Genomic DNA, 26,263 nt, shown 5'->3' with positions numbered 1-26,263 from the left:
CGATGGCATGTATCGCAGTCCTCATCCGTCAACCATCTGAACCGGATCACCCCCAAAACAGCAAAACGCCCGGACAAAGCCGGGCGTTTCGATCTCGTATCCTTACTCGGCCGCTTCGGCGTAGGCTTCCAGCGGCGGGCAGGTGCAGATCAGGTTGCGGTCGCCGAAGACGTTGTCGACGCGGTTGACCGGGGACCAGTATTTGTCCACGCGGAAGGCGCCGGGGGGGAAGCAGGCCTGTTCGCGCGAATAGGGGCGGTCCCATTCGCCGACGAGGTCTTCGACCGTGTGCGGGGCGTTCTTCAGCGGATTGTTGGCCTTGTCGGCGCGGCCTTCCTCGATGTCGCGGGCTTCCTGGCGGATCGCCAGCATGGCCTCGCAGAAGCGGTCGAGTTCGGCCTTGGTTTCCGATTCCGTCGGCTCGATCATCAGCGTGCCGGCAACCGGCCAGCTCATGGTCGGGGCGTGGAAGCCGCAGTCGATCAGGCGCTTGGCGACGTCGTCGACGGTGACGCCTGCGCTGTCGACCAGCGGACGCGTGTCGATGATGCACTCATGCGCCACGCGGCCGGCCTCGGACTTGTAGAGCACGTCGTAGGCGCCCTTGAGGCGTGCAGCGATGTAGTTGGCGTTGAGGATCGCCACCTTGGTCGCCTGCGTCAGGCCTTCGCCGCCCATCATCAGGCAGTAGCTCCAGGAGATCGGCAGGATGGATGCCGAGCCGAAGGCTGCCGCAGAGACTGCACCCGAACGACCGTCGGTTTCCGGATGGCCGGGGAGATGCGGCGCCAGGTGCGACTTGACGCCGATCGGGCCCATGCCGGGACCGCCGCCGCCATGCGGGATGCAGAAGGTCTTGTGCAGGTTGAGGTGGCTGACGTCGGAGCCGATGTCACCAGGGCGGGACAGGCCGACCATGGCGTTCATGTTGGCGCCGTCGAGATAGACCTGGCCGCCGTGCTTGTGCACGAGATCGCAGATCTCCTTCACCGTTTCCTCGAACACGCCATGCGTCGAGGGGTAGGTGATCATGCAGCAGGAGAGGTTCTCCGAATACTGCTCGGCCTTGGCGCGGAAGTCGTCGAGGTCGATGTCGCCGTTTTCGCGAACCTTGACGACCACGACCTTCATGCCGACCATCTGGGCGGATGCCGGGTTGGTGCCGTGCGCCGAGGTCGGGATCAGGCAGACGTCGCGGTGGTCGTTGCCGTTGGCGATGTGGTAGTTGCGGATCGTGAGCAGGCCCGCATATTCGCCCTGCGCGCCGGAGTTCGGCTGCATGGAGAAGGCGTCGTAGCCGGTGACGGCGCAGAGCTTTTCGGTCAGGTCGTCGATCATCTCGCGATAACCGAGGGCCTGATCGGCCGGCACGAAGGGATGGATATCCGAAAACTCCGGCCAGGTGATCGGCAGCATTTCCGCCGTGGCGTTGAGTTTCATCGTGCAGGAGCCGAGCGGGATCATCGAGCGGTCGAGCGCCAGATCGCGGTCCGAGAGACGACGGATGTAACGCGTCATCTCGCTTTCGGCGCGGTTCATGTGGAAGATCGGATGCGTCAGGTACTCGCTGGTGCGCGCGAGGCCCTTGGGCAGGCGATAGCTGGGCTCGAAATCGGCGACCGCGAAGTTGCCGCCGAAGGCGCGCCAGACGGCTTCCAGCGTCGCCGGGCGGGTGCGCTCGTCGAGGCTCATGCCGATCTTGGTGGCGCCGACCTTGCGCAGGTTGACACCTTCAGCGACCGCCGCGCGCAGGATGACGCCCTGCATGTGGCCGACATCGACAGTGATCGTGTCGAAGAAGGTTTCAGGCTCGATGGTGTAGCCGAGCTTTTCCAGGCCCTTGGCCATCAGAACGGCCTTCTGGTGGACCTGCTGGGCGATCGCCTTGATGCCCTTGGGGCCATGGAAGACGGCGTACATCGAGGCCATGACGGCGAGCAGAACCTGCGCGGTGCAGATGTTCGACGTCGCCTTTTCGCGGCGGATGTGCTGTTCGCGGGTCTGCAGCGACAGGCGGTAGGCACGGTTGCCGCGCGCATCGACGGAGACGCCGACGAGGCGGCCGGGCATGGAGCGCTTGTGGGCGTCCTTGACCGACATGTAGGCGGCGTGCGGGCCGCCGTAGCCGACGGGAACGCCGAAGCGCTGCGACGAGCCGATGGCGATGTCGGCGCCCATTTCGCCAGGCGACTTCAGAAGCGTCAGCGCCAGGATGTCGGCGGCGACGATGGCGATTGCGCCGGTCTGGTGCAGGCGCGAGATCAGACCGGTGAAATCATGCACATGGCCGTGCGTGCCCGGATACTGGAAGATCGCGCCGAAGACGTCGACAGGATCGAGATCGGTGAACGGGTTGCCGATGACGACGCTCCAGCCGAGCGGCTCGGCGCGGGTCTTGATCAGCTCGATCGTCTGCGGATGGCAGGCGGCGTCGACGAAGAAGGCCTTGGCCTTCGACTTGGAGACGCGCTCGGCCATCGCCATGCCTTCGGCGGCAGCCGTTGCTTCGTCGAGCAGCGAGGCGTTGGCGACGTCGAGGCCGGTCAGGTCGCAGATCATCGTCTGATAGTTCAGGAGTGCCTCGAGGCGGCCCTGGGAGATTTCCGGCTGGTATGGCGTATAGGCCGTGTACCAGGCCGGGTTTTCCAGAATGTTGCGCTGGATGACCGGCGGCGTGATCGTGCCGTAATAGCCCTGGCCGATCAGCGAGGTCAGGACCTTGTTCTTGTTGGCGGTTTCGCGCAGCTTGTCGAGCGCCTCGCGCTCCGTCATCGGCGCGCCCCAGAGGAGCGGCGCCTTCTGGCGGATGGAGGGCGGCACGGTCGCGTCGATCAGCCCGTCGAGACTGTTATAGCCGATGACCTTCAACATATCGGTCATTTCGGCCGGCGAGGGGCCGATGTGACGACGATTGGCGAAGTCGTAGGGCTGGTAGTCGGTAAACTGGAATTCCGTCGGCGTCGTCATTACGCGGTGAGCTCCTTGTAGGCCGCTTCGTCGAGCAGGCCGTCGGCATCGGCCGCATTGGCGAGCTTCAGCTTGAAGAACCAGCCAGACCCTTGAGGGTCGGAATTGACCAGCGACGGATCGGCGACGATGGCCGGGTTCACTTCGGTGATCTCGCCGGCGAGCGGGCAGTAGACATCCGAGGCGGCCTTGACGGATTCGACGGTGGCCGCGTTGTCGTTCTTGCCGAAGGTGGCGCCGACTTCAGGCAGTTCCACGAACACCAGATCGCCGAGCTGCTCGACGGCGTAGGTGGTGATGCCGACGGTGGCGACACCGGCTTCGATCTGCAGCCATTCGTGTTCTTCGGTGAATTTCAGCATAGGATGGTCCTCTCTGGGAAATGGGGTGTTTGGTGGAAATGGGTAGTTTGTTTTTGATTGGCGTGACGGCGTGTGGTGGTTGCTGGCTGAAGTGGTGCCGTGTGGCGCCCCCCTCTGGCCTGCCGGCCATCTCCCCCACAGGTGGGGAGATTGGCTGGGCGCGCCCACTCGCTCCACGCTCACCGTCTGGCGAGACGCCCACCGCTGGTCGATCTCCCCCCTTGTGGGGGAGATGCCCGGCAGGGCAGAGGGGGGTAATCCTCGCACATCGCCAGCGATGGCGGCCTGCGAACAGTGCGCCCGAACAGGCAGTGCAACGATATGGATCGCCGCCGCGCTCATGGTCTTATCGCTTGTAGGTCGGCGTGACGAAGGGAAGTGCGGCGACTGTTACCGGCAGATACTTGCCGCGAACCTCGGCGTAGACGACCGTTCCGACGTCGGCAGAGGCGACCGGCACGTAGCCCATGGCGACAGGGCCTTCGGCGCTCGGGCCGAAGCCACCCGACGTCACTTCGCCGATCTCGGCCTTGCCGTCCTGGTCGGCATAAAGCTTGGCGTGGCCGCGCACCGGCGCCTTGCCGTCGGGCTTCAGGCCGACGCGGCGGCGTGTGGCGCCGTTGTCGAGTTCGGAGAGGATGCGCGTCGAGCCTGGGAAGCCGCCGGCGCGGGCGCCGCCCGATTTGCGGGCCTTCTGGATGGCCCAGACGAGGGCTGCCTCGACGGGGGTCGTGGTGGTGTCGATGTCGTTGCCGTAGAGGCAGAGGCCGGCTTCCAGGCGCAGGCTGTCGCGGGCGCCGAGGCCGATCGGCTCGACGTCGGGATGCTCAAGCAACCGCTTGGTGACATCGACGGCCATGTCCGAGGGGATCGAGATCTCGTAGCCGTCCTCGCCGCTGTAGCCGGAGCGCGAGACGAGACAGGAGACGTCGTGCAGGCGGCAGTGGCGCACGTCCATGAACTTCATGGCGGCGACATCGGCCCAGAGTTCGGCCAGAGCCTCGACGGCGCGCGGACCCTGCAGCGCGATCAGCGCGCGGTCGAGCACGGTGATGTCGCAGGTGTCGGAGAGATGCTTCTTGAGGTGCGCGACGTCGGCATCCTTGCAGGCGGCGTTGACGACGACGAAGAGGTGGTCGTCGAGATGGGTGATCATCAAGTCGTCGAGGATGCCGCCGTTTTCGTCGGTGAAGAAACCGTAGCGCTGGCGTCCTTCGGCCAGCCCGAGGATATCGACGGGAACGAGGCTTTCGAGCGCGAGTGCTGCGTCCTCATACTTGCCCGACTTCGCCTTGATGACGACCTGGCCCATGTGGGACACATCGAAGAGACCGGCGGCTGCGCGGGTCTGCAGATGTTCCTTCATGACGCCGGCCGGATATTGCACCGGCATGTCATAGCCCGCGAAGGGCACCATGCGGGCGCCGAGCGACAGATGCAGGTCATGCAGCGGGGTTTTCTTCAGGGCAGCAGTATCGTCCAAGGACGCCTCCGGTGTTTGCGCGTGGGTTCCATGCGCGGGCTCAAATATTCGGGCGCGGTTGCGCCTTGTTTCGAGCCCCCTCTGTCTGTTTGCCTGAGATTGTTATCCCTTCGGCGCGCGTTTCGAAAACGCGTCTCTCCAGAGTTCCGTCTGCCCCTTGCTGGTCCTTTTGCCTGAGAGTTTCCGGGGCGGTTGCTCCTTCGGCACCGGCTGCGACGAGCCAGCTTCTCCCAACAAGGTTGAGCGCAATTATCTGGCGATGGCCGTGCTTGGCAAGGGGGAATGTCGCCGGCGAGCAATTTTTTGTCGCGGGTTTCTCCGCCGGTCGAATTTTGGGTCGATCGGGACGGGTGGTCTCAGTCTTCTTCGTAGAGCTTGAGAGCCTGCTGGAGCGCGGCCTGCGGCTGGCGCTGGCCCATGGTCATCAGGTCGAGCGCGACTTCGGTGGAATTGATGACGGCGGCCGATTCATCCGTATCCTGGCCGGAATCGGTCCGGCGCTTGATGTCGGCGACCTTGCGGGCATCCTTGGCGGCGGTGCTGGCGGAGACGCGCGGGGGAATGCGCAGCGCTTCAAACGCCGCGGCCGCCGTACTTGCCGAAATGGAACCAACCAGAACTGTCATGTGACAGATTTAGGACGACGGACCTTCCTGTGCCGCTAAGAATATCGCTAAAATATTACCTTTTGTGATGGTTCTTGTGCTGGATTTGAGTTTTTAAGCTATAGTGCAAATGTAGTGCGCCTCTATATCTGTCTCATTGCCTCGTTACTTCTTGCATTAGTCAACAACAGAATAGTGCCGGTCCTTCAAAGGAGGAGTTCAGATGCGCCGTTTTCACTCTCTTGCTCTGGCCGGAGCGCTTGTCGTCACCGCCTTCATAGCGACGGCCTGCACCTCGACGGAGCAAAGCCGCGATGCCCGCATGCCGCTAAATTCGGCCTGCGCTTATGGCTTCAACAATGACCGGCCGTGCAGCTATTGAGGTGGCGGTGAGCTGTATCGATAGCGGTCAATTGGCAACGCATCTTGCCTGCGCTACAGAGACGGCATGATCCAGGCTCTTCTCGTCGCCGTCGGCGGCGCCATCGGTTCCGTGCTTCGCTATTTTGTCGGCCAATGGTCGTTGCGGCTGATGGGCCCGAATTTTCCGTGGGGGACGCTTGTTGTCAATGTTGTCGGTTGTTTCGTCATCGGCGTTTTCGCGGAGCTGATCGCGCGGCGCTTCAATGCGTCGAACGAATTGCGACTGCTGCTAATCACCGGCTTCCTCGGCGGCTTTACGACGTTCTCCGCCTTTTCGCTGGATGCCATCTCGCTGATCGAGCGTGGGGCGATGGCGTCGGCGGCGGTCTATATGGTGGCGAGCGTCGGGCTGTCGATGGCGGCGGTTTTCGCGGGGCTTGCGATCATGCGGGCGTTGATCTGAGAGGGGGATCTGACGTCCTCTGAGATTCAGGTTTCCGTTTTTGCGTAAAATGCTCTAAAGCCAGCGGCAAAGGCCGCGCCTGGTGCCGGCAACTCTTTCCGAAAGTACAGACATGGCTGGCATTGAACATATTACCGTCGAAGCCGACGAGGCGGGCATGCGCCTCGATCGTTGGTTCAAGATCCACTATCCCGGTCTCGGATTCGGTCCGCTGCAGAAGCTGATGCGCTCCGGCCAGGTGCGTGTCGATGGCGGTCGCGTGAAGACCGATGCGCGTGTGCAGCCGGGGCAGGTGGTGCGCGTGCCGCCGCTCGATGTCGACGCCAAGAAGGCTGGGCCGATCGCCAGCCACGATCTGAAGCACGGCGGCGACTACGAGCTGTTGCAGCGCATGGTGCTGCATGAGGACGACAAGGTGATCGTGCTCAACAAGCCGGCCGGCCTTGCGGTGCAGGGTGGTTCCGGTGTCACGCGCAACATCGACAAGATGCTGGAGGCCTGGACGAGCCCGAAGGGCGAGAAGCCTCGCCTCGTGCACCGTCTCGACCGGGACACGTCGGGTGTGCTCGTCATCGCCCGCACGCGCGGTGCCGCGCAGAAGCTGACGGCGGCGTTTCGCGAGCGCGACACCAAGAAGACCTACTGGTCGCTGGTCAAGGGCGTGCCGCGCAAGCACGAGGACAAGATCTCGACCTGGCTGGTGAAGGAACAGACGCCTGACGGCGACCGTATGCGGGTCTGCAAGCACGGCGAGGAGGGCGCCGATCACGCGATCTCCTATTACAAAGTGCGTGAGACGGCGGCGCAGAACCTGGCATGGCTGGAGATGGAGCCCTATACCGGCCGCACGCACCAGCTGCGTGTCCACGCGCTTCATATCGGTCATCCTATTATCGGTGACCCCAAGTATTTCGACGACGACCACAACTGGGATTTCCCCGGCGGCATCCAGAAGCGGCTGCACCTGCATGCGCGCAAGATCGACATTCCGCATCCGAATGGCGGTCGCCTGCGCGTGACCGCGCCGCTGCCGCCGCATATGGTCCAGACCTGGAACCTGCTCGGCCTCGATTTGGCCGAAGCCGACCGGGAAGATTTCGAATGAAACTGGCATTGTTCGATTGCGACGGCACGCTGGTCGATAGCGCCGCGCTGATCCATGAGGTGATGGCGCGCACCTTCGTGCATTTCGGCCACGACCGGCCCGAACTCTCGCAGACGAAGGCGATCATCGGCCTGACGCTCGATATCGCCATCGCGCGCATGCAGGGCAAGCCGCATGTGGACGACGAGGCGGTGGCGATGACCGCGCATTACAAGGCGATCTACGCCGGTGTGCGCGCCGAAGCCGGTGTCGACGTGCCGCTGTTCGATGGCATCAGCGAGTTGATCCGCACGCTGGCCGAGAAGGACGAGGTACTGATCGGTGCCGTGACCGGCAAGTCGCGCCGTGGGCTGGTGCATATTCTCGAGACGCATGGGTTCTCTCGCGATTTCATCGTGTCGCGCACCGCCGACGATTGCCCATCGAAACCGCATCCGGCCATGGTCACGGAATGCTGCAGCGAAACGGGGATGAATCCCGCCGATACCATTGTCATCGGCGACGCGATCTACGATATGCAGATGGCAAAGGCAGCGGGCGCCACGGCGATCGGCGTGTCCTGGGGTTATGCCAGCGTCGACGATCTAATCGCAGCCGGCGCCGATACGATCGCCTACCATCCGGCCGACATTCTGAAGCATTTTTCCTGAGGTGAGCCATGCGTGATCTGTTGAACGACCTGTCCGAGGGGCTGAGCCATCCCGATCCGATCCGCCGCGCGCAGATCCAGATGAAGAAGCCGCTGCCGAAGCGCTTCTACAAGGACGTCTCCGTGAGTGAGGCGCAAGGCACCGACCCCCAAGGCACTGGAGCCGGCTTCGTCGTCGAGCTGGACGGCAAGGCCGTGCGCACGCCGGCCCGCAATCTTCTGGCGGCTCCGACACGCAAGCTTGCCGAGCTGATGGCCGACGAGTGGAAGGCGCAGGGCGACGAGATCGATCCAGGCTCCATGCCGTTGACCAAGCTGATCAACACGGCGATCGACGGTGTTTCGACCGACACGCAGGCCGTCTTCGAAGACATTTTGCGCTTCTCCGGCACGGACATGCTCTGCTACCGCGCCGAGGGTCCGGAAGAGCTGGTGGCGCGGCAGACCAAGCTCTGGGATCCGGTGCTTGATTGGGCGTCGAATACGCTCGGCGCGCGCTTCATCCTCGCCGAGGGCATTGTACACCAGCAGCAGCCGCAGAGCGCGATTGCGGCGTTTTCGGCGGCGCTGCGCAAGCACGACAATGCGATCGCGCTTGCCGTGCTGCACACGATCACGACGCTGACGGGATCGGCACTTCTGGCGCTGGCTTTTGCCGAAGGCGAGCTTGACGAAAACGAGGTGTGGTCGCTGGCGCATCTCGAAGAAGACTGGACGATCGAGCACTGGGGCAGCGACGAAGAGGCGGAAGAACGCCGGACGCTGCGTTTCATCGATTTTCTGGCGGCCACGCGTGCTTTTTTGGCACTAAAGGGCTGAAATAGATTGCCATGACCGTCTTTATGGCGAAGATCGCGACTCTTAATGGGGTGGACGCGGTTTTTCGTCATGAATATGTTTCAGTCGGTTATTTCCAAGGTTTTACTGTCTTTTCTCGCGCTCGTTTCGGGTCTGGCGCTGATTTCCTGCGGCTCGCTGATGCCGAAGGAGCCGCCGGGGCCGATCTATGACGTGCGCAGCGCCGTGGTCCTATCCGGACCGAAAGTGCCGCCGGCCGTGCTTGCCGGTGTGGGCGATCGTGTCAACAAGGCGATCAACGCCACCGTTCGCACCGAGGTCTATCCACGCGTCGTGCTCACCATCCGCGTCGTTTCCGTCACCACGGGGCAGGGATACGACAAGAGCCAGAGTTCTGCGAATGTTACCGTCGATGCGGCTTCCGTCGACGACGGCACTGTTATCGCCGTGTCGAAATTCGATGTGCTCAGCCGCTCGAACCTTTCGGACGCATCCGACGAAATTCTTGCTGAAAACATCTCAGCGCGTATCCGGTCGATCTTCACGCTCAGCCCGGGTTCGGAATAATCGCGCCGCAACGGGAGGTCGCCTTGAAGGAAATTCTCGAAGAGCTCGAACGCCGCCGCGACATCGCCCGCAAGGGCGGCGGCGAGGCCAGGATCGAGGCGCAGCACAAGCGCGGCAAGCTGACCGCGCGCGAGCGCATCGACCTCATTCTCGACGAGGGTTCCTTCGAGGAGTTCGGCATGTTCGTCGAACATCGCTCCAGCGATTTTGGCATGGAGAAGAGCCGGATCGCCGGTGACGGCGTGGTGACCGGCTGGGGCACGGTGAACGGCCGAACGGTCTTTGTCTTCGCCAAGGATTTTACCGTCTTCGGCGGCTCGCTGTCCGAGGCGCATGCCGAGAAGATCATCAAGGTCCAGGACATGGCGCTGAAGAACCGCGCGCCGATCATCGGGATCTATGACGCGGGCGGCGCGCGCATCCAGGAAGGCGTGGCAGCGCTCGGCGGCTATGCCGAGGTGTTCCAGCGCAACGTGCTCGCCTCGGGCGTCATTCCGCAGATCTCGGTCATCATGGGGCCCTGCGCCGGCGGCGACGTCTATTCGCCCGCGATGACCGATTTCATCTTCATGGTGCGAGACACCTCCTACATGTTCGTGACCGGCCCTGACGTGGTCAAGACCGTGACCAACGAGACGGTGACGGCGGAGGAGCTCGGCGGCGCTTCGGTGCACACGACGAAATCCTCGATCGCCGACGGCGCCTATGACAATGATGTCGAGGCGCTGCTGCAGGTGCGCCGGCTGATCGATCTCTTGCCACAATCGAACACCTCTCCGGTGCCCGAGATCGAATGTTACCAGTCGGTGACGGAAACGGACGTGTCGCTGGACACGCTGGTGCCCGCCAACGCCAACAAGCCTTACGACATCAAGGAACTGATCCTGAAGACGGCGGACGAGGGGGATTTCTTCGAGATCCAGGCGAGCTTCGCCAAGAACATCGTCTGCGGCTTCGGGCGGATCGAGGGTTCGACGGTCGGCTTCGTCGCCAACCAGCCGATGGTGCTGGCCGGCGTTCTCGACAGCGATGCCTCACGCAAGGCTGCGCGCTTCGTGCGCTTCTGCGACTGCTTCAATATTCCGATCGTCACCTTCGTCGACGTCCCGGGCTTTCTGCCCGGCACGGCGCAGGAATATGGCGGGCTGATCAAGCACGGAGCGAAGCTGCTCTTTGCCTATGCCGAGGCGACCGTGCCGAAGCTGACCGTCATCACCCGCAAGGCATTCGGCGGGGCTTACGATGTGATGGCGTCGAAGCATTTGCGCGGGGATCTGAACTATGCGTGGCCTACGGCGCAGATTGCTGTCATGGGCGCCAAGGGCGCCGTCGAGATCATCTTCCGCAAGGACATTTCAGATCCCGAAAAAATCGCCGAACACACCAGAATGTACGAGGAGCGGTTCCTTTCTCCGTTCGTGGCGGCGGAGCGTGGCTATGTCGACGAGGTGATCATGCCGCACTCGACACGACGGCGCTTGGCGCGCGGTTTGAAGATGCTGCGCAACAAGGATCTCACCAATCCCTGGAAGAAACACGACAATATTCCCCTCTAAGGTGAAGATGTCGGGGAAAAATGATGAAAATCAAGTGGATGTGATGGGAGCATCGGAAATCGTGACTTCTCTGTTTTCAACCAGATCGCTAACGCTCCTCTGTCTTTTGACCTAAGGAGAGTCTTTATGCCCCGTTTCGAACGCCTTAACGCGTACCAGCCGTACGCCCTGGCCGCCCTCCGCATCATTACTGCCTTGCTCTTCATCGAGCACGGCACGATGAAGCTTTTCGCCTTCCCGATCCCGCAGGGTGCCGGCGGTCCGCTGTCGCCGCTGTTCCTGTTCGCCGCACTGCTCGAATTCATCGGCGGCATCGCGATCCTCGTCGGCTTCCTGACCCGTCCGGTTGCCTTCATCCTCGCTGGCCAGATGGCTGTCGCCTATTTCATGGCGCACTTCCCGAGCGGCTTCTTCCCTGCCGTAAACGGTGGCGCTGAAGCAATCCTCTACTGCTTTGTCTTCCTGTTCCTGGTCTTCGCAGGCGCGGGCGCATTCGCGATCGACAAGCGCAACGCGTAATCGGCACTTTTGCCGAGACGACAATTCAGATGCGTCGGGGACGAGCGCATCGACCGATCGGCCCCTTCGGGGGCCGATCGTGTTTCAGGAGCCTAATCAGCCGAGGCGCTCGGCGTGCCACTTCAGGTGATCGTCCATGAAGGTCGAGATGAAGTAGTAGGAGTGGTCGTAGCGCTCGTGCATGCGAAGCGTCAGCTTTATGTCGGTGTCCTTGATCGCCTCTTCGAACAGCCAGGGACGCAGGCCGTTTTCCAGGAAGCCGTCGGCCTTGCCCTGGTCGATCAGGAATTCGGGGAAGCGCGCGCCATCCTTGACCAGGGCGCAAGCGTCGTACTGGCGCCATGCGGCGCGGTCTGACCCGAGATATTTTTCGAAGGCGGGGGCGGACCAGTCGGCGGTCGAGGGCTCGACGATCGGCGCGAAGGCCGAGCAGCTCTTGAAGCGGCGGGGGTTCTTCAGCGCGATCGTCATGGCGCCGTGGCCGCCCATGGAATGACCGAAGATGCCCTGGCGATCCATGTCCATGCGGAAGTGCGGGCGGATAAAGGCGGGCAGTTCCTCGGTGATGTAAGTGTACATCTGGTAGTTTTCGGCCCAGGGCTCTTCGGTGGCGTTCAGATAGAAGCCGGCGCCCTTGCCCATCTGCCAGTTGGTCAGTTCGTCCGGGACGTCGTTACCGCGCGGGCTGACGTCGGGGCAGACGATAATCAGGCCGAGCTCGGCTGCCATGCGGCGATATTCGCCCTTTTCCATGACGTTGGCATGGGTGCAGGTGAGGCCGGAGAGATACCACAGAACCGGGCAGGGCTTTTGGATCGCCTGCGGCGGCACGAAGACCGCGAAGGTCATATCGCACTTCAAGGCCTCGGACGTATGCGTGAAAACGCCCTGCATGCCGCCGAAGGCGGTCGCCTGGGATAGGATGTTCATTCTATTCTCCTGGTGGTGGCGTGACGGCCTTGGCGCGGCGGCACAGCCGATCGAATGTTTCAAGAAAACGGGAGCGGTCCTTCGGGCTGAAGGCGGCGTTGTAGCCCTTGCTTTCGCCTGTTTCGCGCAGATGCGCGCCGAGATCGCGCATGGCCGAGGCCATGCCGATATTGGTGTCGTCGAAGACGCGACCGGTGGGGCCGGTGACGAAGGCGCCGGTCGCGACGCAGCGCACCGCGAGCGGCACGTCGGCGGTGACGACCACGTCGCCCGATCCGCAATGTTCGGCGATCCAATTGTCGGCGGCGTCGAAGCCGTTGGAGACGATGACGTTGTGCACCATCGGGTCGCGCGACGGGCGCAGGCCGGAATTGGCGACGAAGGTCACCTCGATGCCGAGCCGTTCGGCGACCTTGAGGACCTCGGGCTTGACCGGGCAGGCGTCTGCGTCAACGTATATATGGTGCATGGGTGTTTGTCGGTGTCCTGTCTATCCGCTCGTGCGATGGCTCCCGGTGCGCTGCGTGGCGGCGAGAAGGGAGCGTGGCGCTTGGTACCAAATATTTCAATCATTTGCGAGGGGAACCAGCGACATCATCGTCCGGTGACATCGTTGGTTCCATTGATCCTGCGCTCGAAACTCACGCCTCCTTCAGCGTGCCGGCCTTCTTCGCGGCGAAGGTCGCCAGCACGTCCATCAGCGTTGGGTTCAAGCAGTCGTAGGGCGCGAGGCCGAGTTCGCCGAGACGGCTGCGACCGCCGGACATTGCCGAGGGTGGCGTGCCGCTCTCGATGATCGAGGAGACGAACGCGGCGAAGGTGGGTTCGGGCCAGCCGGGTTCCTGGAAGCGTTCGGGGTGGACGAAGGACAGGCCCTTGAACGCGTGATCGCGCTCGACGGGACCATACATGTGGACGCCGCACTCCTTGCAGGCATGGCGCTGGATCAGCGCGTCCTTGTCGACGACGGCGAGCTTATCGCCATTTTCGAGAACGGTGACGTTGTCGGTCGAGGCGACAGCGACCACCGAGAAGGCGGCTCCCTTTGGCTTCCAGCACTTGGTGCAGCCGCAGGCATGGTTGTGGGCGACCGTGCCCTTGACCGCCACCTTGACCGGGCGGCTGGCGCAGGCGCAGACGAGTGTGCCGCCACCGAAATTCGCCTGGCCTTTCTTGACCCCGCCATCGAGCGCGGGGTGTATCGATACCTGATATGCCATGCTCAGCTTCTCCTCCTCAGCTGCCGATAGCTCCCAAATCAGGACCGATTTGTGAAAAAGCCGCCGGCCATTTCAAAGTCGTGCCGCATTGCGTGGTGGGTTCGTTGTGGTGCTCCCTGAGCCCTGTTGGGCAGGGTTGGACGTCGGATGTAAATCTAACAAACAGGCCTGATGAAAACCAGCGAATCCGCATTGTGGGATCCGCTGGTTTGTCAGCTCAGCGTACCTGCCTGACCATGTCGACGTGCGGGATGCCGTCCTCGAGATATTCCTCGGAGGTCGTCTCGAAGCCGAAGCTGCCGTAGAAGCGGGAGAGGTGGCTTTGGGCGGAGAGGTAGATCGGGGCTTGCGGATAGCGTTCTTCGCAGACGGAAATCGCCTCGCGCATGACCGCTTCGCCGAGGCGTTTGCCGCGGTGGGCGGGCGAGACGACGACGCGGCCGATCTTGGCGGGCGCGTCTTTGTCTGCCGGTGCGAAGATGCGGGCCGCGGCTATCAGGTCCCGGTCCTGCAGCAGGCGCAGATGCAGGGCGTCCGCATCCTTACCATCGAGTTCGGGATAGGGGCAGTTCTGCTCGACGACGAAAACATCGACGCGCATCTTCAGCAATGCGTACAGCTCGACGGCGGAGAGCTCATCGAGCCTCCGCGCGTCGACCGTATAGTTTGGCTGGGTGATCAATAGACCACCACGCCGCGGATCGATTCACCCTTGTGCATGAGGTCGAAGCCCTTGTTGATGTCTTCGAGCGGCATGGTGTGGGTGATCATCGGGTCGATCTGGATCTTGCCTTCCATGTACCAGTCAACGATTTTCGGCACGTCGGTGCGGCCGCGTGCGCCACCGAAGGCGGTGCCCATCCAGTTGCGGCCGGTGACCAGCTGGAACGGACGGGTGGAGATTTCCTGGCCGGCGCCGGCAACGCCGATGATGACGGACTTGCCCCAGCCGCGATGCGAGGATTCGAGCGCCTGGCGCATGACCTTGGTGTTGCCGGTGCAGTCGAAGGTGTAGTCGGCGCCGCCGATCAGGTCGCCGTGGCGCTTCGTCATGTTGACCAGATAAGGCACGATGTCGTCGCCGACTTCCTTCGGGTTGACGAAATGCGTCATGCCGAACTTCTCGCCCCATTCCTTGCGGTCAGGGTTGATGTCGACGCCGATGATCATGTCGGCGCCGGCAAGGCGCAGCCCCTGCAGCACGTTGAGGCCAATACCGCCGAGGCCGAAGACGATGGCGGTCGAGCCGATTTCGACCTTGGCGGTGTTGATGACGGCGCCGATGCCGGTCGTCACGCCGCAGCCGATGTAGCAGACCTTGTCGAAGGGGGCGTCGGGGTTGATCTTGGCGAGCGCGATTTCCGGCAGAACGGTGAAGTTCGCGAAGGTCGAGCAGCCCATGTAATGGTGGATCTTGTCCTTGCCGATCGAGAAGCGCGAGGTGCCGTCAGGCATGACGCCCTGGCCCTGGGTCGAGCGGATCGAGGTGCAGAGATTGGTCTTGCGCGAGGTGCAGGAGTAGCATTCGCGGCATTCCGGCGTATAGAGCGGAATGACGTGGTCGCCCTTCTTCAGCGAGGTGACGCCGGGGCCGACGTCGACGACGACGCCTGCACCTTCATGGCCGAGGATGGCCGGGAACAGGCCTTCCGGGTCGGCGCCCGACAGCGTGAAGTCGTCGGTGTGGCAGATGCCCGTGGCCTTGACCTCGATCAGCACTTCGCCGGCCTTGGGGCCTTCGAGCTGCACGGTCATCACTTCGAGTGGTTTTCCTGCCTGTACGGCAACAGCGGCGCGAACGTCCATGGTCGTCTCCAATATGCTGATTTGATCGGGCGGACTTTTGCACGCGTAGGGAGCGCGGCTCAAGGGAAAAGCCGCGCCGCTTCGTAAAATCCTTGTCAGATGAGCGGCTTGCGCCGGTCTTTATACCATCTGCGTCAAAACAGCCGGTCGATCGCGGTGATGACGGCGTAGCCGTGCATGGCGATGGCGGCGTAGAGGCCGAAGGAGACGAGCATGCGCTCGCCGCCGTTCATTTCCTCAAGCTTCTGGCGCGGCTTGTACGAGCCGCCACCGATGAGGCTGACGAGGGTGAAGACCAGCAGGCCGATGACGAGATAGCGCGCCGAAAGCCCGATTTCGACGCCGACAGCGAGGATGCAGAGCGTGACCAGAAAGCTCGCCAGGATTTGCGATCGCTGGGTTCTGAATATCTGCCGCAGCACCTGACCGCCATCGAAGCGCTGCATGGGCAGCAGATTGAGCAGATTGAAGGCACCGAGGATCAACAGGAAAACGAGGATGGGCGCGTCGGCAGCGGGAGGGAGGATGCCGTGATCGGCGAAGCTGTGGCCGAGCATCAGGATCGGCACCAGGAATGCCGACATGCCGGCTCCCATCAGGGCGCAGGTCGCGACCTCGAACAGCGAGCGATAGGGCCGGCTGCCGATCGCGATGCCACCCAGAAACGGAATGAAGACCATGCGCACGGACGTGTGGCCGAACATGCGGTAGGCGGCCATGTGGCCGAGTTCGTGTAGCGCGATCACGACCGTCAGGAAGGTCGAGATCATCAGGCCGCGTTGCGTGAGGCCGAGGAAGGGCCAGAGAAGCAGGGTCGACAGGATGGCGAGCGCGACTTGCACGAGCGGGTGTTCGAAGTAGCCCTGCGGCTGCGAGATGCCGGTCTTCAGCCAGCCATCAAGCGCCTTCATTTCGCGGTGGAGCGCCACGTAGCGGAAGATCAGGAAGGCGAGGCCACGATAGCGATCCGTCTGGTCGACTTCCAGGACCGCGCGGCCATCGGCGGTAGGTCGGATGATGCGGCGCTCGCGATAGTCCTTCCAGAAGGAGGCATCGAGCGTGCTGTCGTCAACGATGGATGATTGAAAGCCCTGCGCATTGGAGGCGAGGGCCACCAGCGGCTCGATCGAAAGCAGACGGCGCGTGGGGGCGTCGTTTCTGTCCTGATGGCGGTAGGTCTGCTCGACGACGTTGCCGCCCGCCTCCATCTGTCGGCTCGATATTACGTGATGGTGCCAGCTGGCGTTGGAACCCATCGGGTTCATGGCGGTCCACAGCGTTTCCGGCGTGCAATCGAAGGAGCGGCTGACATGCAGCGTTCTCAGCCCCAAGGGCATTCGCATCAGAAGCCATAGCATGCCGAGATTGATAAACAGCAGCAGCAGGGCGGATTGCATGACACTCATCATTCACTCCATCCGGCATGGCCCGGATGGGTTAATATTAGCGTCGACGCGTTAATAAATGCGGAGCGGAACGTGACGGTCTGGTGTGCCGGAACGGGTCAGGCGAACTCCATGATGACGGCGTCCACCGCCAGGCTTTCACCCGGCTTGGCGTTGACGACGCCAACCACGAGATCGCGCTCGGCGCGCAACACGTTCTCCATCTTCATGGCTTCGACGACCGCGAGCGTTTCGCCGGCTTTCACTTCCTGTCCCTCGGTGACCGCGATAGAGACGACCAGCCCCGGCATCGGGCAGAGCAGGAGCTTCGAGGTATCCGGCGGCAGCTTGACCGGCATCAGGCGGTCGAGTTCGGCATGACGCGGCGTCAGAACCTTGGATTTCACCGACAGGCCCTGCCAATCGAGCCTGACGCCATTGAGGATCGGGCGTAGCTGAGCGGTGACCGGTTGCCTACCGACCTTGCCGCGCCAGACCGGCTCGCCCGGTCTCCAGTCGGTGACGACGGTGACGGTCTCGCCAGCGATATCCATCTCCATCTCGAAAGGTACGGTCACGAGACCGTCGAGCAGGCGCACGTCGATATAGTCGTCGCCGAGCCGGACGCACCAGTGATCGCGCAGCGGATCGGTAGCGCTGCGCAGTCGGTCGCTGAAGGTTTCTCGGCGATTGGCTTCGATCAGCGAGGCCGAGAGGGCGATGGCGGCTAGTGTGCCGCGCTGGCTCTCATCGGGCATCACGGGCGCGAAGCCATCAGGATATTCCTCGGCGATGAAGCCGGTGGATAGCCGGCCCTCGCGCCAGCGCGAGTGCTTCATCAACGCGGAGAGGAAGGGGACATTGTGTTCGATGCCATCGACCACGAAGCCATCCAGCGCCTCGCCCATCGCCTCGACGGCCTCAGCGCGGGTCGGCGCCCAGGTGCAGAGCTTGGCGATCATCGGATCGTAGTACATCGAAATCTCGGCGCCTTCGAAGACGCCGGTGTCGTTGCGCACGACCGCGTTGCCGGTCTTGCCTTCCTGCGGTGGACGGTAGCGCGTCAGGCGGCCGATCGAGGGCAGGAAGTTGCGGTAGGGATCCTCGGCGTAGATGCGGCTTTCGACGGCCCAGCCGTTGAGCTCGATGTCTTTCTGCGCGAAGGGCAGTTTCTCGCCTGCCGCGACGCGGATCATTTGCTCGACGAGATCGATACCGGTGATGAGTTCGGTAACAGGGTGTTCGACCTGCAGGCGGGTGTTCATCTCGAGGAAGTAGAAATTGCGGTCGCGATCGACGATGAATTCGACGGTGCCGGCGCTCTGGTAATCCACGGCCCTGGCGAGCGCCACCGACTGCTCGCCCATGGCGGCGCGGGTGGCCTCATCGAGGAAGGGCGAGGGCGCCTCTTCGGCAACCTTCTGGTTTCGGCGCTGGATGGAGCATTCGCGTTCGCCGAGATATACGACGTTGCCGTGCGCGTCGGCCAGCACCTGGATCTCGATATGACGGGGATCGACCACGTACTTCTCGATGAAGACGCGGTCGTCGCCGAAGGAGCTCTTCGCCTCGGAGCGGGCGCGGTCGAAGCCATCGCGCACCTCCGCCTCGCTCCATGCGATGCGCATGCCCTTGCCGCCGCCGCCGGCAGAGGCCTTGATCATCACGGGATAGCCGATCTCGGCGGCGATCTTTTCGGCGTGCTCGGCATTTTCGATGACGCCGAGGTAGCCAGGGACGGTGGAGACGTTGGCGGCGCTCGCGAATTTCTTCGATTCGATCTTGTCGCCCATGGCATTGATGGCCTTGGGCTTCGGGCCGATGAAGACGATTCCCTCCTTCTCCAGCGCCTCGCAGAAGGAGGCGCGCTCGGAGAGGAAGCCGTAGCCAGGGTGGACGGCCTGAGCGCCGGTCTTTTTACAGGCTGCGATGATCTTCTCGGCGACGAGATAGCTCTCGGCGGCGGCCGCCGGGCCGATGTGGACGGCCTCATCGGCCATCTCGACATGGAGCGCATCGCGGTCGGCGTCGGAATAGACGGCGACGGTCGCAATCCCCATGCGGCGCGCCGTCTTGATGACGCGGCAAGCGATCTCGCCGCGATTGGCGATCAGAATTTTCGTGAACATGAAGACTCCACCCATGACCTGCGTTCCGAGTCTTAAGCATAAAGACTGGAACGCACAATCACGGATAGGATACGCACGGATAGGGCACGGAGAGAAGCGTCGCGATCAGGCGACGGCTGCCTCGGTCCCGAGCCTGTCGTCGACGATTCGGAGCCAGCGAGTGCGACGCGGCGCTTCGGCGTAATCGACGAGCGTGAGCGCCGATACGATCTGCGACCAGCGCGGATGGTTCGATGCCGGAAGCGTCTCTTCGCCGATCTGCATCAGCACCGCCCAGGTGAGCGCCTGTACCGTTATGGTACTGCCGTCGCTGAGCGCGCGCAGGATGCGCATGACGTAATCCACATCCTGCCGGGTGATTCCCCGGCGATCGATGGCACGGCTCTTGTGATAGGCGCCGCGATTGTCCGATAGCGCTAGACGCAGCTGATCGAGCGCAAACGCGCGCAGCTCGTCCGGCACATAGGCGGAAATCTCGATGACATGGAGCACGAGCTCCAGCTCGACCGCCGAATGGATGACACCGTCGGTCGCGACCATGCGCATCAGCCAAGCGACGTTGATTTCGTCGAGAGAGCCTTGCGGATAGTTATATTGGACGATGAAGGCCGCGAGTTGCTCCACGAAATAGGTGTTCCATTCGGGGCATTTCTCGGGGCAGGAATTGTTCAGTGCCAGCATGACGACGACGTCGTCGGCGGTTCTGATTCCCTCGGGAAAACTGTGTCTGCGCAGAAGATCGATATCCTCCACGCCAAGTCGATGCTTTCCGGCGATGACACATGCCGGAAAAGCGAGTCGAATTTCGCTCATCTTTTCTCTCCAGGCCTCATCATGAAGCCGAAGATTCTTCTAGCGCCAGCGAATTGATGTTCTCTCAATAGGCGGAGTTAACAAGGCGTTTACGGCTCAGGCCTGTTTCGCTGCCCGCGCCTGCACCCGTTCGCGCCAGATGATGAAGAGGCCGGAGGCGACGATGATCATGATGCCGATCCATTTGGAGAAGTTCGGGAAATCGCCGAACAGGGCGTAGCCCAAGATGGTGGCGGAGATGATCTCGAAATACTGGAACGGCGCCAGAAGCGAGAGCGGTGCCATGCGGAATGCCCGGACGACGATCATGTGCACATAGCCGGAGAGCGAGCCGAGAATCAGCAGAAGCACGAGGCCCAGCAGCGATGTCGGGAGCGAGACGTCGAAATCGCTGACGCCCATGCCGTTTCCGACGACCAGCGCGCCGGACATGAAGAGCGTGCCGCCGATGCCGGCCATGGTCTGCATCGTCAAAGGCGAATCGGCGTTGCCGATGGCGCGGTTGAGGAAAAGATAGAGAGAGAAGAGGAAAGCGCAGCAGACGGGGAGCAATGCCTTGAGGCCGAAAATCTCATAGCTTGGCTGGATGACGATCATCGCGCCGCCGAAGCCCACCACGATCGCCGTCCAGCGCCGCCAGCCGACCTTGTCGCCCAGAAAAAGCGCCGAGAGGCCGGCGAGCATGAAGGGTTCGACGAAATAGATGGCGAAGACGTCGGCGAGCGGCATGTATTTGACCGCAACGAAAAACAGGAGGCTGGCTGCCCCATGCAGCGCGCCGCGCAGCAGATTCATCCAGGGGCGCTTGGCCGACAGCGCGCCCCAGCCGAACATTATAAAGAGAATCGGCAGCGTGCAGACGAGCTGGAAAAAGAATCGGTAGAAAGTGACCTGTCCAGGCGACATGCCCTCGAACGTCGCCATATACTTAGCGATGGCATCCATCGCGGGAAGGACGATCATTGCGCCGGCCATCAGCGCCATGCCTTGCAGAGGATTGTGCAGGTCGGTTTTATCGGACATCTTCGAGAAATTTCATTGGGCTGGGATCCAGCCGTTATAAACAATAAAATCTCTCGTTAAGAGATGCCGCAGACGACATATCGCGTCGTCGGGAGCCAGTTGCTCTGGCTGGTCTCACTCCTCAGGAGAGAGATGGTGCGGTCGAGAAGACTCGAACTTCCACGGGTTGCCCCACAGCGACCTCAACGCTGCGCGTCTACCAATTCCGCCACGACCGCATCGTGGTAGGTGCCGGTTTGTGCCGGCGACGCAGCATGTAGCAAAAGGTTTTTCGGGACACAAGGGCCATGTGACAGATTTTTTCAAAGAAGGTGACAGCGTTTGTAAAGGCAGCAATTCGGAGCCATATAGATCATCGAAAAAGCCCGCGATCACAGGCACTGCGGGCCGCAAGGAATGGCTATGTTACGAACGGACCTCGATTTTTCCATGTTTCCACAGGCCGGGTCGCGCCCGGTGCGCTGGCGGATATCCAATGGGCTGGTGCCCTATCAGGAGGCTGTGGATATCATGGAGCAGGAAGTGGCTGATATTGCCGAGGGTGGCGACGAGCTGGTGTGGCTGCTCGAGCATCCGCCGCTTTACACGGCCGGAACCAGCGCCGATGCGCGCGATCTCGTGCAGCCAGACCGCTTTCCCGTTCATGCCACTGGGCGCGGTGGGGAGTACACCTATCATGGGCCCGGCCAGCGGGTCGCCTATGTGATGCTCGACCTGAAACGCCGCCGGCAGGATGTTCGCGCCTTCGTGGCGGCGCTGGAAGAGGTGATCATTCGCACGCTGGGGGAGATGAACGTGCGCGGCGAGCGGCGCGAGGACCGCGTCGGCGTATGGGTCTGTCGCCCCGACAGGCCGCCGCTGCCCGATGGGACGGTGGCGGAGGACAAGATCGCGGCACTCGGCATACGCTTGCGCAAATGGGTGACGTTTCACGGGCTGTCGCTCAATGTCGAACCCGATCTCGATCATTTCGGGGGAATCGTACCCTGCGGGATTTCGGCCTACGGCGTCACGAGCCTCGTCGATCTCGGCCTGCCGGTGACGATGGATGATGTGGATGTGCTTTTGCGCGAGGCGTTCGAATCGGTCTTCGGTGAGACGGTGAACGGCTGAGCGCGGCATCGGACGATGCTGATATTGAAAAAGGGCCGGCGATCCGTCGGCCCTTTCGCTTTTTTGCGTCTACTTGGTGCCGACGTCGCGGCAGGCATCGGTGTGCGAGGCGCCGCTGTCACCACCTGCCGTATGCAGGCCGTGACCTTTCGGCGAGTCAGCGCATGGGGGGAGTGGCTTGATGCTTGCCGTCGACGTCTTGTCGACCGGTGGTGCGACGCGAACGGGAGCGAAGCCATCACTGTCGTTGGTGTAGTCGTCGGAATATTCCGGCGCCTTGTGCTGCGTGTAGTGAACGGGCTTCGGCGGAGCAACTTTGACGGGAGCGAAACCGTCGCTATCGTTCGTATAGTCGTTGGAATACATCGGCTGGGCAAAGGCGGCGCCGGAAAGGCAGAGGGTAAGCACGGCTGCGGCGGCTGCAAATTGAATGCGCATATCAGATCTCCTCAATCCATTGTTGCACACAATGTGACGTCCATTACCCTCGGCAAGAGCAAGTTCGCGCCTCAATTGAGGCCGGATTGTGAAGGGGATCTGACAGTCGCGCGCACGTTTTTTCACATGAAATCACGGCGTCGCGACTGCGTTTGATCGCTATTTGATTGGCCTCGCGATTCGCTAAACCAGCGAGTGACGCGGTGCCATCTCGGCAATCAAGAGCTGATGTTTTTGACCAAAACAACCGTATTTTGACCGAAAATGTTAGCCAGCGTTGCGCAGGTCGGCCGTGTCGATCAGTTCGTCCACCAGCGCAGGCGTGAGCTCGCTGAAGGTCTTGATGATGCGCGTCGGCTGCAGGCTTTCGATCGGGACGTCGGAATAGCCGAAGGGCACCGCGATCGAGGGGATGGCGGCATTGCGCGCGACGAGGATATCGTTGGCGCTGTCACCGATCATGATCGTGCGCTTCGGGTCGCCTCCAGCCTTTTCGATCGTGCCGAGGAGATGGCCGGCGTCGGGCTTGCGCACCGCGAATGTGTCGCCGCCGGTGATGGCGTCGAAATAATGGGTGAGCTGCAGCCGCTCCAGCAGGGTGCGGGCAAGGCCCTCCAGCTTGTTGGTGCAGACGGCGAGCTTGTATCCCTTGGCTTTCAGCTGATCCATCGCGTCGATCAGCCCTGGATAGGGGACCGTCGCGCCCGGCATGTTGTCCGTATAATGCGTGATGAAGCGTTCGAGCAGATCAGGAAATTTCTCGGGCTCCAGCGGATGCCCCTGCAGCTTGCAGGCTCTTTCGATCATCACCTTGGCGCCGTGGCCGACCAGATGCGTCAGGTCGTCATAGGTGACCGGCGCGAGGTCGAGCGCTGCGATCGTGTAATTGAGGCTGTCGACAAGGTCGACATGGGTGTCGAGGAGGGTTCCGTCGAGATCGAAGACGACAAGGGCAGGGGTCAATGGAGTTTTCGCCTGTTCAGTGTTGGGATGCATCCGAGTTAAGCGATGAAGGCCGCAAAAGCAACGCTTTGGGCCGGCGCAGCAGGCCTCCCGCATGTGCTTTGGATTTCGAAAGTCTGACGTTATTTTGGCTTTCGTTTGACTGGCGGGCCGTGTAAACAACGCAACCAACGTAACAATGCGTAACGTAACACTGGGAGTAAGCGGCGCATGGACGCCCGCGAAATGAAGATCAAGGCCGCTGCTGCGGCACTCGCCCATGTCGAGCATGGGATGCGTCTTGGGATCGGAACCGGAAGCACGGCCGAGGAGTTCGTGCGGTTGCTTGCCGAGAAGGTCGCGGACGGGTTCAAGGTCGAGGGTGTTCCGACATCGGAGCGCACGGCACGGCTTTGCGTCGAGCTCGGCGTCCCCCTGAAGTCGCTCGACGAGCTGCCGGAACTCGATCTGACGATCGACGGCGCCGACGAGGTCGATGCGGCGCTTGGGCTGATCAAGGGCGGCGGCGGAGCCTTGCTGCGCGAGAAGATCGTTGCCGCCACATCCGGCCGCATGATCGTCATCGCCGACGAGAGCAAGCTGGTCGATACGCTGGGCGCTTTCCCGCTGCCGATCGAAGTGAATATGTTCGGCCTCGTTTCGACGCGCATCGCGATCGAAAAGACGGCTGCGAGGCTTGGCCTTTCGGGTGAGTTGACGCTGCGCCAATCCGGCGACGGCAATTTCACCACGGATGGCGGGCACTACATTATCGATGCATCTTTTGGCCGTATTCCTGATGCAGAGGCGCTTTCAACCCAGTTGAATGCGATCCCCGGCGTCGTGGAGCACGGGCTCTTTCTCAATATGGCCGCGCTGGCGATCATCGCCGGTCCGGCGGGCGCGCGCGAGCTGCGGGCAACAAGGTAACAGGAGTTGGAACTCATGAATAAATTTGCAGGTTTTGGCCGTTTTGCTGCTGCGACCGTCATTCTCTCGGGTGTTGTCCTGGGCTCTGTAGCCCACGCGCAGGAAGCGTCGCCGGAACAGCTGAAGGCAGCCCGCGCGGCTATCGACGCAATCGGCGCCACCACCCAGTTCGACAACATCCTGCCGGGTCTTGCCGAGCGCCTGAAGGCCGACCTGATCCAGGATTCGCCGAACTACCAGGACCAGATCACCGCTGAAGTCGACAAGCAGGCGCTGGCGCTTGCACCGCGTCGTGCCGATCTCGAAAAGGAAGCCGCGGTCACCTACGCCAAGGCGTTCACGGTCGAGGAACTCAATGCCATCGCCGCCTTCTACGGCTCGCCGGTCGGCCAGAAGCTCCTCAAGGACGGCCCGATCGCTTCGCGCGAAACCGTCAAGGCCGCCGACATCTGGGCGCAGGGCATCTCCCGCGACCTGCAGAAGTCGACCAGCACCGAGCTTGCCAAGGTTATCAAGCCGGCTCCGGCTGCCGGCACCGATCCGGCAGCTCCGGCCGCAAAGCCTGCTGCCAAGCCGTAAGGCTCGCATCATCGCTCAATACGAAGCCCCGGTTCGCCGGGGCTTTTGTTTTTGGCGATATCGATACTATATCAAGTCTTCCTTCCTTCTGACGATTCCTTCCTTCTGACGTTTTGTGCCGGAGATCCCCATGACAGCCTATGATTACGACCTCTTTGTCATCGGTGGCGGCTCCGGTGGGGTGCGCAGCGCGCGTGTTGCGGCGGCACTCGGCAAGAAGGTGGCGATCGCCGAGGAATATCGCTACGGCGGCACCTGCGTCATTCGCGGCTGCGTGCCGAAGAAGCTCTTCGTCTATGCCTCGCAGTATCATGAGCATTTCGAGGATGCGGCAGGCTTCGGCTGGACCGTCGGCGAAAGCACGTTCGACTGGAAGAAGCTGATCGCGGCCAAGGACGCGGAGATCACCCGGCTCGAGGGGCTCTACAAGAAGGGGCTTTCGGGCGCCAACGCCGAGATCCTCGATACGCGCGCCGAACTCGTCGACCGGCACACCGTGCGTCTGGTCAACACCGGCAAGACGGTGACGGCGAAGACGATCGTGATCGCGACCGGCGGCACCCCGAACCTGCACGGTGCTCTGCCCGGCCATGATCTCTGCATCACCTCAAACGAGGCGTTTCATCTGGAGGAGCTGCCGCGTTCGATCGTGATTGTCGGCGGTGGCTATATCGCGGTCGAGTTCGCCAGTATCTTCCATGGGCTCGGCGTCGAGACAACGCTGGTTTATCGCGGGGCGGAAATCTTGTCGCGTTTCGATCATGACTTGCGCCGCGGCCTGCATGAGGCAATGGTGGCCAAGGGCATCAAGATCCAGTGCCACGACATGCTGAAGAGCGTGGCGAAGGGCGAGGACGGGCTTGTTGTCGAGACGCTGAACAATGGAACGATGAGTGCCGACGTGGTGATGCTCGCCATCGGTCGCTTGCCGAACACGCATGGCCTCGGGCTCGAGGCGGCGGGCGTCGAGATGAATGCGCAGGGCGCTATCGTGGTCGACGATTATTCCCGCACCAGCGTCGAGAACATCTATGCGCTGGGCGATGTCACCGACCGGGTACAGTTGACGCCGGTGGCGATCCACGAGGCGATGTGCTTCATCGAGACGGAATACAAGAACAACCCGACGAAGCCGGATCACGATACGATCGCCACCGCTGTTTTCTCGCAGCCGGAGATCGGCACGGTGGGACTGACCGAGGAAGAGGCCGGCAAGCGCTATAGCGACGTCGAGGTCTACCGCGCGCAGTTCCGGCCGATGAAGGCGACGCTGTCGGGACGGACCGAGAAGATGATCATGAAGCTGATCGTCGATGCGGCGAGCCGCAAGGTCATCGGCGCCCATATTCTCGGCCATGACGCCGGCGAGATGGCGCAGCTGCTCGGCATCACGCTGAAGGCCGGCTGCACCAAGGACGATTTCGACCGGACGATGGCCGTGCACCCGACCGCCGCCGAGGAGCTCGTCACCATGTATGCGCCGAGCTACAGGTTGAAGGATGGCGTGCGGGTCTGATC

27 protein-coding genes, 1 tRNA gene and 2 riboswitches are annotated in these 26,263 nt (G+C 62.2%); of the genes, 12 read left to right on the top strand and 16 right to left on the bottom strand.

Going from position 1 to position 26,263, the window contains the following annotated elements; all coding sequences use genetic code 11:
• Positions 1-102: 102 nt before the first annotated feature.
• From gcvP to QTL96_RS01900, 4 genes are all read right to left on the bottom strand, one after another.
• Entirely contained in the window at positions 103-2,967 is a 2,865-nt protein-coding gene (gcvP, locus tag QTL96_RS01915) for an aminomethyl-transferring glycine dehydrogenase (RefSeq protein ID WP_289726481.1), read from the bottom strand.
• The gene (gene gcvH, locus QTL96_RS01910; RefSeq protein ID WP_112945865.1) at positions 2,967-3,329 is read right to left on the bottom strand and encodes a glycine cleavage system protein GcvH; all 363 of its coding nucleotides are present in this window, start codon (positions 3,327-3,329) and stop codon (positions 2,967-2,969) included. The genes gcvP and gcvH overlap by 1 nt, the downstream gene beginning before the upstream one ends.
• A gap of 346 nt (positions 3,330-3,675) precedes the next feature.
• Positions 3,676-4,812, bottom strand: a complete 1,137-nt coding sequence (gene gcvT, locus QTL96_RS01905) for a glycine cleavage system aminomethyltransferase GcvT (RefSeq protein WP_289726480.1) — start codon at positions 4,810-4,812, stop codon at positions 3,676-3,678.
• 71 nt (positions 4,813-4,883) lie between these two features.
• Positions 4,884-4,964, bottom strand: a riboswitch (glycine riboswitch).
• Positions 4,965-4,967: 3 nt separating this feature from the next.
• Positions 4,968-5,055: riboswitch (glycine riboswitch) on the bottom strand.
• Positions 5,056-5,168: 113 nt separating this feature from the next.
• Entirely contained in the window at positions 5,169-5,438 is a 270-nt protein-coding gene (locus tag QTL96_RS01900) for a hypothetical protein (protein ID WP_113200784.1), read from the bottom strand.
• A gap of 202 nt (positions 5,439-5,640) precedes the next feature.
• Between QTL96_RS01900 and QTL96_RS01895 the strand changes: the two genes are divergently transcribed.
• The 8 genes from QTL96_RS01895 (at position 5,641) to QTL96_RS01860 (ending at position 11,437) form a co-directional block, all read left to right on the top strand.
• Positions 5,641-5,799 (top strand): hypothetical protein, encoded by a 159-nt coding sequence (locus QTL96_RS01895; protein WP_289726479.1) that lies wholly within the window; start codon positions 5,641-5,643, stop codon positions 5,797-5,799.
• Between the two features lie 66 nt (positions 5,800-5,865).
• The gene (gene crcB, locus QTL96_RS01890; protein ID WP_209190559.1) at positions 5,866-6,243 is read left to right on the top strand and encodes a fluoride efflux transporter CrcB; all 378 of its coding nucleotides are present in this window, start codon (positions 5,866-5,868) and stop codon (positions 6,241-6,243) included.
• A gap of 112 nt (positions 6,244-6,355) precedes the next feature.
• Complete coding sequence (locus QTL96_RS01885; protein WP_018902332.1) at positions 6,356-7,348, top strand: RluA family pseudouridine synthase; 993 nt, start codon at positions 6,356-6,358, stop codon at positions 7,346-7,348.
• Positions 7,345-7,998 (top strand): HAD-IA family hydrolase, encoded by a 654-nt coding sequence (locus QTL96_RS01880; protein ID WP_289726478.1) that lies wholly within the window; start codon positions 7,345-7,347, stop codon positions 7,996-7,998. Before QTL96_RS01885 ends, QTL96_RS01880 begins: the two co-directional genes overlap by 4 nt.
• Positions 7,999-8,006: 8 nt before the next feature.
• Positions 8,007-8,816: an ATP12 family chaperone protein gene (locus tag QTL96_RS01875; protein ID WP_289726477.1), complete on the top strand. Its 810-nt coding sequence runs from the start codon at positions 8,007-8,009 to the stop codon at positions 8,814-8,816.
• Positions 8,817-8,885: 69 nt separating this feature from the next.
• Entirely contained in the window at positions 8,886-9,362 is a 477-nt protein-coding gene (locus QTL96_RS01870; RefSeq protein WP_289726476.1) for a hypothetical protein, read from the top strand.
• A gap of 23 nt (positions 9,363-9,385) precedes the next feature.
• Positions 9,386-10,918, top strand: a complete 1,533-nt coding sequence (locus tag QTL96_RS01865; protein ID WP_289726475.1) for an acyl-CoA carboxylase subunit beta — start codon at positions 9,386-9,388, stop codon at positions 10,916-10,918.
• A 126-nt stretch (positions 10,919-11,044) separates the two neighbouring features.
• On the top strand, positions 11,045-11,437 hold the full coding sequence (locus QTL96_RS01860) for a DoxX family protein (RefSeq protein ID WP_289726474.1): 393 nt from the start codon (positions 11,045-11,047) through the stop codon (positions 11,435-11,437).
• Positions 11,438-11,533: 96 nt separating this feature from the next.
• Here the strand turns inward: QTL96_RS01860 and fghA are convergent, their stop codons facing one another.
• The 10 genes from fghA to QTL96_RS01810 form a co-directional block, all read right to left on the bottom strand.
• A complete protein-coding gene (gene fghA / locus QTL96_RS01855) occupies positions 11,534-12,367 on the bottom strand; it encodes an S-formylglutathione hydrolase (RefSeq protein WP_289726473.1) in 834 nt (277 codons plus the stop codon).
• A 1-nt stretch (position 12,368) separates the two neighbouring features.
• Positions 12,369-12,836, bottom strand: a complete 468-nt coding sequence (locus tag QTL96_RS01850) for a YaiI/YqxD family protein (protein ID WP_289726472.1) — start codon at positions 12,834-12,836, stop codon at positions 12,369-12,371.
• A 172-nt stretch (positions 12,837-13,008) separates the two neighbouring features.
• Entirely contained in the window at positions 13,009-13,587 is a 579-nt protein-coding gene (gene gfa / locus QTL96_RS01845) for an S-(hydroxymethyl)glutathione synthase (protein WP_289726471.1), read from the bottom strand.
• Positions 13,588-13,804: 217 nt separating this feature from the next.
• Positions 13,805-14,269, bottom strand: a complete 465-nt coding sequence (locus QTL96_RS01840; RefSeq protein ID WP_289726470.1) for a GNAT family N-acetyltransferase — start codon at positions 14,267-14,269, stop codon at positions 13,805-13,807.
• Positions 14,266-15,393, bottom strand: a complete 1,128-nt coding sequence (locus QTL96_RS01835) for an S-(hydroxymethyl)glutathione dehydrogenase/class III alcohol dehydrogenase (protein WP_112945855.1) — start codon at positions 15,391-15,393, stop codon at positions 14,266-14,268. Before QTL96_RS01835 ends, QTL96_RS01840 begins: the two co-directional genes overlap by 4 nt.
• Positions 15,394-15,527: 134 nt before the next feature.
• Entirely contained in the window at positions 15,528-16,799 is a 1,272-nt protein-coding gene (locus QTL96_RS01830; protein WP_289726469.1) for a hypothetical protein, read from the bottom strand.
• A 98-nt stretch (positions 16,800-16,897) separates the two neighbouring features.
• Entirely contained in the window at positions 16,898-18,907 is a 2,010-nt protein-coding gene (locus QTL96_RS01825) for an acetyl/propionyl/methylcrotonyl-CoA carboxylase subunit alpha (protein ID WP_289726468.1), read from the bottom strand.
• A 105-nt stretch (positions 18,908-19,012) separates the two neighbouring features.
• A complete protein-coding gene (locus tag QTL96_RS01820; protein ID WP_289726467.1) occupies positions 19,013-19,720 on the bottom strand; it encodes a hypothetical protein in 708 nt (235 codons plus the stop codon).
• A 96-nt stretch (positions 19,721-19,816) separates the two neighbouring features.
• A complete protein-coding gene (locus QTL96_RS01815) occupies positions 19,817-20,743 on the bottom strand; it encodes a DMT family transporter (RefSeq protein ID WP_289726466.1) in 927 nt (308 codons plus the stop codon).
• A gap of 133 nt (positions 20,744-20,876) precedes the next feature.
• Positions 20,877-20,961 (bottom strand) — tRNA-Leu (locus tag QTL96_RS01810).
• A 178-nt stretch (positions 20,962-21,139) separates the two neighbouring features.
• On the opposite strand from QTL96_RS01810, the gene lipB reads away from it, so the two are divergent.
• Positions 21,140-21,856 (top strand): lipoyl(octanoyl) transferase LipB, encoded by a 717-nt coding sequence (gene lipB, locus QTL96_RS01805; protein WP_289726465.1) that lies wholly within the window; start codon positions 21,140-21,142, stop codon positions 21,854-21,856.
• A gap of 69 nt (positions 21,857-21,925) precedes the next feature.
• Here the strand turns inward: lipB and QTL96_RS01800 are convergent, their stop codons facing one another.
• Positions 21,926-22,294 carry a hypothetical protein gene (locus tag QTL96_RS01800; RefSeq protein WP_289726464.1) on the bottom strand — a complete coding sequence of 123 codons (369 nt, stop codon included), beginning with the start codon at positions 22,292-22,294 and terminating at the stop codon, positions 21,926-21,928.
• Positions 22,295-22,561: 267 nt separating this feature from the next.
• The gene (locus QTL96_RS01795; protein WP_112945850.1) at positions 22,562-23,257 is read right to left on the bottom strand and encodes an HAD family hydrolase; all 696 of its coding nucleotides are present in this window, start codon (positions 23,255-23,257) and stop codon (positions 22,562-22,564) included.
• Positions 23,258-23,467: 210 nt separating this feature from the next.
• Between QTL96_RS01795 and rpiA the strand changes: the two genes are divergently transcribed.
• The 3 genes from rpiA (at position 23,468) to gor (ending at position 26,261) form a co-directional block, all read left to right on the top strand.
• Positions 23,468-24,166: a ribose-5-phosphate isomerase RpiA gene (gene rpiA, locus QTL96_RS01790; protein WP_047512011.1), complete on the top strand. Its 699-nt coding sequence runs from the start codon at positions 23,468-23,470 to the stop codon at positions 24,164-24,166.
• Positions 24,167-24,181: 15 nt separating this feature from the next.
• Positions 24,182-24,745, top strand: coding sequence for a DUF2059 domain-containing protein (locus QTL96_RS01785; protein WP_018902353.1), 564 nt, complete (start codon positions 24,182-24,184; stop codon positions 24,743-24,745).
• 130 nt (positions 24,746-24,875) lie between these two features.
• Entirely contained in the window at positions 24,876-26,261 is a 1,386-nt protein-coding gene (gor, locus tag QTL96_RS01780; RefSeq protein WP_289726463.1) for a glutathione-disulfide reductase, read from the top strand.
• Positions 26,262-26,263 lie beyond the last annotated feature (2 nt).

The organism is Rhizobium sp. S163 (genome assembly GCF_030380805.1).
Lineage (GTDB): Bacteria > Pseudomonadota > Alphaproteobacteria > Rhizobiales > Rhizobiaceae > Rhizobium.
Note: the sequence above shows the minus strand (reverse complement) of the source record. Positions and strands in the feature narration are given on the sequence as shown.

Bases quoted from the DNA above. Each gene is read 5' to 3' on its own strand.
- lipB (WP_289726465.1), top strand. From the start codon at position 21,140: ATGGCTATGTTACGAACGGACCTCGATTTTTCCATGTTTCCACAGGCC.
- QTL96_RS01895 (WP_289726479.1), top strand. From the start codon at position 5,641: ATGCGCCGTTTTCACTCTCTTGCTCTGGCCGGAGCGCTTGTCGTCACC.
- QTL96_RS01835 (WP_112945855.1), bottom strand. From the start codon at position 15,393: ATGGACGTTCGCGCCGCTGTTGCCGTACAGGCAGGAAAACCACTCGAA.
- fghA (WP_289726473.1), bottom strand. From the start codon at position 12,367: ATGAACATCCTATCCCAGGCGACCGCCTTCGGCGGCATGCAGGGCGTT.
- gfa (WP_289726471.1), bottom strand. From the start codon at position 13,587: ATGGCATATCAGGTATCGATACACCCCGCGCTCGATGGCGGGGTCAAG.
- QTL96_RS01900 (WP_113200784.1), bottom strand. From the start codon at position 5,438: ATGACAGTTCTGGTTGGTTCCATTTCGGCAAGTACGGCGGCCGCGGCG.
- gor (WP_289726463.1), top strand. From the start codon at position 24,876: ATGACAGCCTATGATTACGACCTCTTTGTCATCGGTGGCGGCTCCGGT.
- QTL96_RS01885 (WP_018902332.1), top strand. From the start codon at position 6,356: ATGGCTGGCATTGAACATATTACCGTCGAAGCCGACGAGGCGGGCATG.
- rpiA (WP_047512011.1), top strand. From the start codon at position 23,468: ATGGACGCCCGCGAAATGAAGATCAAGGCCGCTGCTGCGGCACTCGCC.
- QTL96_RS01830 (WP_289726469.1), bottom strand. From the start codon at position 16,799: ATGAGTGTCATGCAATCCGCCCTGCTGCTGCTGTTTATCAATCTCGGC.
- QTL96_RS01860 (WP_289726474.1), top strand. From the start codon at position 11,045: ATGCCCCGTTTCGAACGCCTTAACGCGTACCAGCCGTACGCCCTGGCC.
- QTL96_RS01785 (WP_018902353.1), top strand. From the start codon at position 24,182: ATGAATAAATTTGCAGGTTTTGGCCGTTTTGCTGCTGCGACCGTCATT.
- gcvP (WP_289726481.1), bottom strand. From the start codon at position 2,967: ATGACGACGCCGACGGAATTCCAGTTTACCGACTACCAGCCCTACGAC.
- QTL96_RS01870 (WP_289726476.1), top strand. From the start codon at position 8,886: ATGAATATGTTTCAGTCGGTTATTTCCAAGGTTTTACTGTCTTTTCTC.
- QTL96_RS01850 (WP_289726472.1), bottom strand. From the start codon at position 12,836: ATGCACCATATATACGTTGACGCAGACGCCTGCCCGGTCAAGCCCGAG.
- QTL96_RS01815 (WP_289726466.1), bottom strand. From the start codon at position 20,743: ATGTCCGATAAAACCGACCTGCACAATCCTCTGCAAGGCATGGCGCTG.
- QTL96_RS01880 (WP_289726478.1), top strand. From the start codon at position 7,345: ATGAAACTGGCATTGTTCGATTGCGACGGCACGCTGGTCGATAGCGCC.
- QTL96_RS01825 (WP_289726468.1), bottom strand. From the start codon at position 18,907: ATGTTCACGAAAATTCTGATCGCCAATCGCGGCGAGATCGCTTGCCGC.
- gcvH (WP_112945865.1), bottom strand. From the start codon at position 3,329: ATGCTGAAATTCACCGAAGAACACGAATGGCTGCAGATCGAAGCCGGT.
- QTL96_RS01820 (WP_289726467.1), bottom strand. From the start codon at position 19,720: ATGAGCGAAATTCGACTCGCTTTTCCGGCATGTGTCATCGCCGGAAAG.
- crcB (WP_209190559.1), top strand. From the start codon at position 5,866: ATGATCCAGGCTCTTCTCGTCGCCGTCGGCGGCGCCATCGGTTCCGTG.
- QTL96_RS01800 (WP_289726464.1), bottom strand. From the start codon at position 22,294: ATGCGCATTCAATTTGCAGCCGCCGCAGCCGTGCTTACCCTCTGCCTT.
- QTL96_RS01875 (WP_289726477.1), top strand. From the start codon at position 8,007: ATGCGTGATCTGTTGAACGACCTGTCCGAGGGGCTGAGCCATCCCGAT.